Source organism: Pseudobutyrivibrio ruminis CF1b, assembly GCF_000424005.1.
GTDB classification, from domain to species: Bacteria; Bacillota; Clostridia; order Lachnospirales; family Lachnospiraceae; genus Pseudobutyrivibrio; species Pseudobutyrivibrio ruminis_C.
The window spans coordinates 192722-202088 of record NZ_AUJB01000011.1 but is presented as its reverse complement, the minus strand read 5'-3'; the positions used below and the strand labels follow the sequence as shown (position 1 = coordinate 202088).

The following is a 9367-nucleotide window of genomic DNA, read 5'->3' as shown; positions in this document are numbered from 1 at the left end:
TCACCAACTAGCTAATCAGACGCGGGTCCATCTTGTACCGAAAAAACTTTTCACACTGCATCATGCGATGCTGTGCGCTTATGCGGTATTAGCAGTCGTTTCCAACTGTTGTCCCCCTGTACAAGGCAGGTTACCCACGCGTTACTCACCCGTCCGCCACTCAGTCAATATCTCGTCACCCCGAAGGGATCGTAAGAAATTGCTTCGTTCGACTTGCATGTGTTAAGCACGCCGCCAGCGTTCATCCTGAGCCAGGATCAAACTCTCATGTTAAAAAGTTTAATTCCGAATCAGTATAAAACTGACTTGTTTACTGCAAATGTAAGAATCAGAGATTCTTACTAGGCAATGATTTTCAAAATCAAGTTTTGAAAATCCTCACCCTTTAATAAAGGTTTCGTTTCATCAAGAAACTTAAATGAATTTCAAGGATACATGTTTTAAATAAAACTGTATTAATTCAAGGTTTGTTTCACTGTTCAGTTATCAATCTACATTTGTTTTGTTTGCTCTGTGTGACTCGCTGTCCCTCAGTGCTCGATTATAATATCATCCTGAAACCCCAGTGTCAACAGATATTCTGTGATTTTTTAAAGTAAATCTATTTGGCTGAAACGACTAATTTGTATGATTTGTGTGAATTGTATCAATTATTTTTACAATTATCATTTCAGCCCTCAAGATGTAGCCCCAAATCCACTATTAGCTAACGAGATATAGCATCAACCGCTTCCTTCACATTAGCCACTCCTACTACCTTTATTCCTGATAAATTCTTGAGACTTGCAAGATTTGAATAAGGAACTATAGCTTTCTTGAATCCGAGCTTCTCCGCCTCTCGTACACGCTGCTCTGCCATAGATACAGAACGCACTTCACCAGACAGGCCTATCTCACCAAAGACAATTGTGCCTGCATCGATAGGAATATCCTTCTCGCTGGAGTATATTGCCATTGCAATAGCTAAATCGATTGCTGGTTCGTTTATACGCATACCGCCTGCTATATTTACATAAATATCTGAACGTCCAAGGAATATTCCGCAGGCCTTATTGGCTTTTGTATCTCTCATACGTTCCAACACAGCTACTAAAAGGTTTACTCTGTTGTAATCGCAACCTGTAGCCATACGTCTAGGAATTTCAAAAGCTGTTTTGCTAACAAGAGACTGTATTTCCACAAGGATAGGACGTGTTCCTTCCATGGCACAGGTAACAATAGAGCCTTCTGCGTTCTCTGGGCGGCCATCAAGCATAACAGCTGATGGATTCTTTACCTCAGCAAGGCCAGTATCCCTCATTTCAAATACACCTATCTCATTTGTGGAACCAAATCTGTTTTTAACTCCGCGAAGTATCCTATAGGAAGCGTGTCTGTCCCCTTCGAAATATAAAACTGTATCAACCATGTGCTCAAGGACACGCGGACCTGCCACTGTACCTTCTTTTGTTACATGGCCGACGATAAATACAGCAATTCCCTGAATCTTTGCGATTTCCATAAGAACGCTTGTAGATTCTCTAACCTGAGTAACGGAACCAGGTGCTGAACCAACAGCCTCATTATACATGGTCTGAATCGAGTCGATTATAAGGACAGTTGGTTTTTCGCGCTCTACTACTGCCTTAATTGTATCTAGGTTAGTCTCGCAGAATAAATCAAGCTTATCATTAAACTGTCCTATACGATCTGCACGAATCTTAATCTGTTGAAGAGACTCCTCACCTGAAACATACATAACATTAACTCCAGACTGGCAAAGGAGACGGCATGTCTGTAAAAGTAATGTGGATTTCCCAATACCAGGGTCTCCGCCAACGAGAACCATAGATCCTGGAACAATTCCTCCACCTAATACGCGGTCAAACTCTTCAATATTAGTAGATATTCTATGCTCATTTGAGGCTGTAACAGCAATGAGCTTTGTAGGGGTCACATCTGCCACCTTGGCCCTGGCCTTCACCTTTGATTTATCTACTATCTCTTCCACAAGGCTGTTCCATGCACCGCAGGCCGGGCATTGGCCTGACCATTTGGATGTTTCGTTTCCGCATTCCTGACAGAAAAAGACTGATACATTTTTCTTTGCCATATTATTCTCCTTTACTATAGAAAAATCTTCCCACTTATTTTTATAAATGGGAAGATTGATTAAATGATTTTATTGTTTATTAAATTCTTTTGACCTGTACGTCAACTGCAACCCCTGGGTCAAGCTCTACTGATAAATTAAGCTTTCCGCCTAAGTTAGTCTTCATCTGACTTGTAGTAGTGCCACCAACAGCAATAGAATACTCTGTCTCAGGCTCAAGCTCCAATGTAATCATGGCATCTCCTTTACCCTCTACAGTAAAAGATACAGCATCAGATGAACATTTAAATTTCTCAACTGCTGTGCCAGGAACTGACTCATATACAAACATTCCATTTTTCTCGAGCTTGGTAATGTCTGAAAAAGTCTTTACCTTGTACAAGTCCCCTTCGTGTTTGTAGTCCTCAAGCTTCTTCTTGTCAGCTAAGGTGTAGTCGCCAAAGCTGATACTTCCATCTGCTTCGCTGCGAATTAACTCGCTAATAACAGCCATCCTTACTCCTCCTATGCCACTGCTTAATTGCAGATTGTCTTATGCAAATTATAGCAAAGGAATTTGGTTTTAACAATAAATGACTGTGTGAAAAATATTATTTTTCGAAAACTACAACATCAGCCTTAACCTTAGCCTTTACAGTATCGCCGGACTTGAATTTGCCTGCGAGGATTTCTTCTGCCATAACATCCTCAAGGGCTGTCTGAATCTTACGACGGATAGGACGAGCACCATATTTAGGATCATATGCTTTTTCCACAATCCATGTCTTAACTGCAACAGGGATAGATACATCGATATCCATCTGGTCCTTGCAACGTGAAACGAACTGCTTAACCTGAAGGCCTGCAATCTGCTTCATATCATCCTTTGTAAGTGCACGGAATACAATTGTTTCATCTATACGGTTTAAGAATTCTGGCTTGAAGATACGCTTAACCTCTTCCATAACGCCATTCTTCATAAACTCGTAGTCTTTATTAGCATCTTCCTTAGATGCAAAACCAAGCTTCTTAGGTTCAATGATAGCCTGGGCGCCTGCGTTAGATGTCATGATAATGATGGTGTTCTTAAAGTCTACTTTACGCCCCTGTGAATCAGTAACGTGACCATCATCTAATATCTGAAGAAGTACATTAAATACATCTGGATGTGCTTTTTCAATCTCATCAAAAAGAATTACTGAGTATGGATTTCTGCGAACCTTCTCAGAAAGCTGACCACCTTCATCATATCCAACATATCCTGGAGGTGAACCAATCATCTTTGAAACAGAATGTTTCTCCATGTACTCACTCATATCAACACGAATCATAGATGATTCTGTGCCAAATACTGCCTCGGCAAGCGCTTTTGAAATCTCAGTCTTACCAACGCCAGTAGGCCCCAGGAATAAGAATGAACCGATAGGACGTCCTTTTTCTTTAAGACCAACGCGGCCACGGCGGACAGCTCTGGCAACTGCAGATACGGCCTCCTCCTGACCGATAACCCTCTTATGAAGAATGCTCTCAATCTTTCTGAGACGTACAGATTCCTGCTCTGTAAGCTTTGCAACTGGAATCTTTGTCCAGAGAGCTACAACTGTAGCTACATCATTTTCAGTAAGAACAACTGATTTTGCTTTACGCTTTCTAGCAGCTTTTTTATCTTCGGCTTCCTTCTTTGCAACAAGCTCATCCTTTTCCTTTTTAATAAGGCTGGCCTGAGCAATATCTCCATCAATAATAGCCTGTTCCATATCATCAGCTAACTGCTGAATCTTTGTGATGAGCGTATCATCCTTAACAACTTTCTTAACAAATGAAAGCTTTAATGAAGCCGCTGCTTCATCCATCAAATCTATAGCTTTATCCGGAAGGAATCGATCTGCGATGTAACGCTCTGACATCTTCACGCATGCTTCAACAGCCTCATCAGGAATAACTACTCCATGATGTTCCTCGTAGAGATAGCGTACGCCCTTAAGGATTTCGATAGTCTCCTCCTCTGTAGGCTCCTCTATCATAACTGGCTGGAAACGTCTCTCGAGAGCCGCATCCTTTTCTACGTATTTACGATATTCTGTAATAGTGGTAGCACCGAGAATCTGAATCTCGCCACGAGCCATAGCTGGCTTTAAAATGTTGGATGCATCGATAGCACCTTCTGCTCCACCAGCTCCAATAAGTGTATGTATCTCATCGATGAAAAGAAGGATATTTCCTTCCTCAACAACCTCTGCTATTACTTTTTTAATACGCTCTTCGAACTCACCACGATACTTTGAACCGGCAACCATGCCAGACAAATCAAGGGAAAGTACTCGAAGGTCACTGACTGAATCAGGAACATTTCCCTCAACAATGCGCTGAGCCAAACCTTCTACGATGGCTGTCTTTCCAACACCAGGCTCACCAATGAGACAAGGATTGTTCTTGCCACGTCTAGAAAGAATCTGGATAACACGCTGAATCTCTGAATCACGTCCAACGATAGGATCAAGCTCACCATCCTCAGCCATAGCTGTAAGATCTCTGGAGAACTGATCCAGGTACGATACTTCATTACGCTTTGCACGGCCACTGTTGATAGCCTGCATCTCTTCTTTATATACTGTGCCCTCGGCACCCATTCCTGCTACAAGCTCTGAGAAAAGCTTATGAGGATTAACATCTAATGAATTGAGAAGTCTTGCACCTGAACAATCCTGCATGCGAATCATTGCAAGAAGCAGATGCTCTGTACCGATAGTCTTAGAATTGCATTTGTCAGCTTCATCAGCTGCGTGCTCTAATAACTGTTCCATCTTAGGTGTGTAGCCATCGCGCTCGCGGACTGCCACATCACCTCCTGGTGAAATGAGCTCTTCTACAAGCTTGAGAAGCGCCTCTTTGTCTACGCCATTAGAATTCAAAACTTTAGCAGCAAGAGAATTCTCCTGTTCAATAATAGAGATAAGGAGGTGTTCTGTACCGACATAGCTATGCTGCAGTGACTTCGAAAGTTTTGATGCACCTGAAATAGCTCGTTTTGCCTGCTTTGAATATTCCATTATCTTCTCCTTTATTAAAGATCATTAAGATCCATCATATTTAAGCTTGAGTTTCTACGAGAATCATAATCAGAAGCTGACTCAATGTATGTAGTAGAACGAGCATCCTCGTATTCCTCGTCATACTCCTCTTCTTCATCTACATACTCATCATCGTACTCTTCCTCTTCGTATTCTTCTTCCTCTTCTTCCCTGGAGTTACGGTTGAATACAAGAGAACGAGGGCTTCTGCGTGTGTTTTTATTCTTTGCTGGAGCTTCTGCGAATACATCTCCATCGAAATCATCATCTCTGTCACGAGCCTTAAGTAATGTGTTAATTAATAAGAATACTAATATAACGCAAAGAACAATAAGACCCATGATAACTTTGCGATAAGTATCGAGCTTATTAATATAAATATCTACATTATCATTTACTGCTGCTGATGTATCTTCTTCGCTAACATCGCTAGATGAACCACCTGCAGAAAGGAGTGATTCGTCCATTCTTGAAACAGTGTCATTAGCGCTATCAAAAACAAACCAGCCTGTGTTGCCTGCTGTGTTTGTTCCATATACATAATAGAAACCTGAGTCACCAATAGTGTAAGCTGTAGTACTACCGCCAGTAACATCTAATGACATAGGTGTAAACGCTGATGATGGGCCAGCATCTGTAGGCGAAATAATAACGTAATTCTTAGCTGAACCAAGCATTAAAAATTCTGAAACTGTACCAGCTTCTGCATTATATAAATAGAAGACACCGGAACCTGCGATGTTATCAGCTGGCTTTAAATAAAGAAGTGTAAGGCTTCCATTAGTAGGCTCACTGTATGTGCTTGAGCCAATCTGAACTGTAGTCTTAGAGAAACCTGCTGGCACCTCTGAATCTGAATAACGTTCTGAAACAACATATGCTGCGCCATTGATATCGAAACCACCGCTGCCATTAAGTGTGCCAGCTGCTCCGCCTGCAGGAGCTGCTGTCTCTGCTGGTGCCGTAGGCTCTTCTACTGGTGTTTCCTCTGCTACTGGTTCGTCAGCTGGTTCCTCTGTAACCTGAGCTGCTGGCTGTTCCTGGGCAGCTGGCTCTGCTGGTGCACTACCTCCACCTATAGAAAGAGTAGTGCTGCTGCCAGAACATGAAGTAGATGAAACTATAATAGAAGCTGTGCCTGATGCTGCAGCTGTAAATACGACGTCTCCTGTCTTTCCAGAGAAAGAAACAGAATTGCCTGATGTAGTGTAACCTGAGCCTGTGCAGCTAACGAATGTGAGCATGGCAGATGTGTATTTAACAGTGATAGTGCCAGACTCTGAAGCTGTAACAGAAACTGTGACCTTATCTCCTACGGCAGGAGAATTCTTAGATACTGCAATCATAGTGGTACCCTGAGCGAATGCCACAATATTCATTGCAAAAACAAGCATAACTATAGCTAAAACAGTAAATGTTCTTCTCATCAATTTATTCATAACAAATTACCTTCCATTTCCTGTGATACACTCAACAACACTAGAGATTGCTACTGAGCCCCTTATATCACACTATATATAGATAATTTAATTATAGATAAACCACAATTCATAGTCAACAGTTACGGCAAAGTAAAAGGAGCCAAATACCACCTGAAAGTCCCGAGTATGAACCAACGATTCCTGTAATGTGCTCTGCCAAATCTATTCCAAAAATAGACATAATCAGGAACACAATTCCAAGCGCAAATGCAAGTGCCATGATTCCAAAAGAAATAATCAATTCTTTGTCTAATCTTCTTCTCATAAATATGTACCTCCGTTCCATAACCTTATTGGGATGATATAAATATAAATCAGGAAGGTGTCCATATTTATGTACAAGCAAAAGGACGCTGCCTAAGCAACGTCCTAATCATCACGGAAAGCTATTCTTCCACTCCGCCTGGAAGAATTGTACTGTCTGAAGAATTGTTGGTAATGAAAGCGTCGGTTTCTACTGTGACAACCTGATTTTTGTCATCAACAACAACGCTATCAATATTTATCACCTGATTATTTGAGCCAGTCTGAATATTCTTGTTAGCCAGGTTATCCTTAACGGTGTTACCATGGCTTCTTCTACCAAGAGTTTCTGAGTATATTTTGGCATTATTTGCTGCTATAAAAAGGTTGTTTTCAACAATGTTTGTAGAATCGCTTGCGTTTTGAACAACCACGCAGCTGTTTTCGGAATTTAAAACGGTGTTACGTGAAAATCTACAATCTACTGCAGTACCATTTCGTCTGTCAGCCCCACCAATACTTATACCTGCATAACCATCGTTATTTACAAGAGTATTGTTTGTCACATTAATGTCGCGTGTGTTTTTACCTTTGTGCTCGCAGGATACCTCAATGCCGATGTCGCAGTTCATAACGAAATTATCATAAATATCGATGTCCTGACCACCATCAACATAAATACCTCCGGCGCACTTTGAATCGTATGTGACGTTAGAATTTGGATCTGAAGAAATGTTTACAATAGTGTTATCGTGAATGCTTCCACGTTTTGCCGTGTCGTTTTTATTCTTAGTAGAATGTTCATATCCTATGGCATCAATTCCAATGTTGTCGCAATCATGAATGTAATTTCCTGAAATCTCAAAACCTTTTACAAAACCGTTAATCGCAATTGTTTCACTCTGGCCAAGGGCAAGATTGTACAATTCGCAATTATATATCTCTACATTAGAAATAGGATGTTTGTTATCGTCGGGATTGCTGGAAACTAAAATACCGTGGGCATTATAGTCTTCAGAGTCCACCTTATACTTGCATCCCATATCATGTATTTTGCATCTGGATATGGTAACGTTGCAGGATGCCTCACCTACTTCAATACCTATAGGGGCAACCTTGTCAGATGGCTTGCTAATATACAAGCCGGTGATTTCCAGGTTTTCAATAGTTACATTAGATGCGTTTATGTAAACCATGGAACCTGTGTTTCTGCCTGGCCTGATATCTGAACCATCCAGCACAGTACCGTTATCACCTTTGATGGTGATGCCGCTCTTGTCTGGATTGATGGAGATTTGCTCCTTATAGACATTCGCAGGAACTATAATTGTGTCACCAGAAGCCGCTGCTTCAATGGCTTCTGAAATTGTTTTTGTGTCTTTTCCTACTTCGATAACTTTCGGACTACTTTTTGCTTCCGCAGTGATAGAGGTACTTCCCAAAGCAATACATGCTACCAAAACCAAGGAAAACAATAATAATCTTTTCTTCATCAATTCTCCTTTCCACAAATATGTGTACCAGAAGATTATAACACATTTTAAATATTTTTGTAACTTTTTTGTAATTTTTAATTTTGCGTATAAAAATCGGCAGCCCCAAAAGGACTGCCGAACAACTTTTCAATATTAAATTTTTATACTAAACAAACAACATTATGGAGTTGATGGAGTTGAGCTTGTTGTTGGATGATATTTTCTATACTCTTCTGCTTCTGCCTGAGCCTTCATCTTCTTATCAACTACTAATTCACCATGCTTAATTGACTCTAAGTCATTAACGCCATTAATCTCTGACATATAAATCTGGTGTGGTGTAACAACTAATGAAGAATCAACGAGAGATGTAACTGTGATGCCCCACTGTGAAGCAATGTGAAGTGTAGTTACAGGTCTTGTCTCTGTACCCTTTGTGTTGATAAAGTGACGATAGTAAGCAAGAATATCATTTCCATAAGCTGCCTTCAAATCACTATATGCGCTAGCATAAGCATCAACATTGAAGTCCTGGTTGCCCTGACGGCCTTCCCAGATACCTGTTGTAATGAAGTGATTGAATAATGCATTCTCATCATTACCATACTTTGCATAAAGATCAGGATTAATGTATGCATAATATCCAGCGTCGAATAAAACCTTAAGTAATGCCTGGTCTTCTGCTGAAACTGTTCCATAAGTAACCTTTGTTCCATCCTTTACCTGGGTCAACTCCTCAGCCTGAGCTGCTGAAGCAAAACCAAAGAATGTTGCAGCTGATAATACTGCGCAAACTGCTAATGCCAAAATGTTCTTTGTTCTCTTCATGGTTAAAATACCCCTTTCTCTCACTGACAATCGTTACATTGCCGCCTCTGTTCCCGATAATAAATCCTGGATATAATTTATTCAACACCAAATACACACACGTTGTAGCCTTTCATATATTGTTCAATAAGTGTTCTATAGGAAAATGTTCATATCGATTCTTGCCACACATAGAAAATACTGAGAAAAATATAGAAA

7 protein-coding genes and 1 rRNA gene are annotated in these 9367 nt (G+C 40.7%); all 8 read right to left on the bottom strand.

Features of this window, described 5'->3' with window-relative positions; genetic code table 11:
- A 16S ribosomal RNA gene (locus G592_RS0110705) occupies positions 1–273 on the bottom strand; the annotation flags it as partial.
- 433 nt (positions 274–706) lie between these two features.
- Positions 707–2092 carry a DNA repair protein RadA gene (radA, locus tag G592_RS0110700; protein ID WP_028247814.1) on the bottom strand — a complete coding sequence of 462 codons (1386 nt, stop codon included), beginning with the start codon at positions 2090–2092 and terminating at the stop codon, positions 707–709.
- A 79-nt stretch (positions 2093–2171) separates the two neighbouring features.
- The gene (locus tag G592_RS0110695) at positions 2172–2585 is read right to left on the bottom strand and encodes a hypothetical protein (protein ID WP_028247813.1); all 414 of its coding nucleotides are present in this window, start codon (positions 2583–2585) and stop codon (positions 2172–2174) included.
- Positions 2586–2682: 97 nt separating this feature from the next.
- Entirely contained in the window at positions 2683–5121 is a 2439-nt protein-coding gene (locus tag G592_RS0110690; RefSeq protein WP_028247812.1) for an ATP-dependent Clp protease ATP-binding subunit, read from the bottom strand.
- Between the two features lie 14 nt (positions 5122–5135).
- Positions 5136–6581, bottom strand: coding sequence for a hypothetical protein (locus G592_RS0110685; RefSeq protein ID WP_028247811.1), 1446 nt, complete (start codon positions 6579–6581; stop codon positions 5136–5138).
- A gap of 115 nt (positions 6582–6696) precedes the next feature.
- The gene (locus G592_RS0110680) at positions 6697–6888 is read right to left on the bottom strand and encodes a hypothetical protein (RefSeq protein WP_028247810.1); all 192 of its coding nucleotides are present in this window, start codon (positions 6886–6888) and stop codon (positions 6697–6699) included.
- Between the two features lie 121 nt (positions 6889–7009).
- Positions 7010–8359 (bottom strand): right-handed parallel beta-helix repeat-containing protein, encoded by a 1350-nt coding sequence (locus G592_RS17095; protein WP_051194879.1) that lies wholly within the window; start codon positions 8357–8359, stop codon positions 7010–7012.
- A gap of 162 nt (positions 8360–8521) precedes the next feature.
- Entirely contained in the window at positions 8522–9169 is a 648-nt protein-coding gene (locus G592_RS17090; RefSeq protein ID WP_028247809.1) for a hypothetical protein, read from the bottom strand.
- Between the last annotated feature and the right edge of the window lie 198 nt (positions 9170–9367).

Excerpts from the sequence above, each read along its gene's own strand:
- radA (WP_028247814.1), bottom strand. The coding sequence starts at position 2,092 with ATGGCAAAGAAAAATGTATCAGTCTTTTTCTGTCAGGAATGCGGAAAC.
- G592_RS0110695 (WP_028247813.1), bottom strand. The coding sequence starts at position 2,585 with ATGGCTGTTATTAGCGAGTTAATTCGCAGCGAAGCAGATGGAAGTATC.
- G592_RS0110690 (WP_028247812.1), bottom strand. The coding sequence starts at position 5,121 with ATGGAATATTCAAAGCAGGCAAAACGAGCTATTTCAGGTGCATCAAAA.
- G592_RS0110685 (WP_028247811.1), bottom strand. The coding sequence starts at position 6,581 with ATGAATAAATTGATGAGAAGAACATTTACTGTTTTAGCTATAGTTATG.
- G592_RS0110680 (WP_028247810.1), bottom strand. The coding sequence starts at position 6,888 with ATGAGAAGAAGATTAGACAAAGAATTGATTATTTCTTTTGGAATCATG.
- G592_RS17095 (WP_051194879.1), bottom strand. The coding sequence starts at position 8,359 with ATGAAGAAAAGATTATTATTGTTTTCCTTGGTTTTGGTAGCATGTATT.
- G592_RS17090 (WP_028247809.1), bottom strand. The coding sequence starts at position 9,169 with ATGAAGAGAACAAAGAACATTTTGGCATTAGCAGTTTGCGCAGTATTA.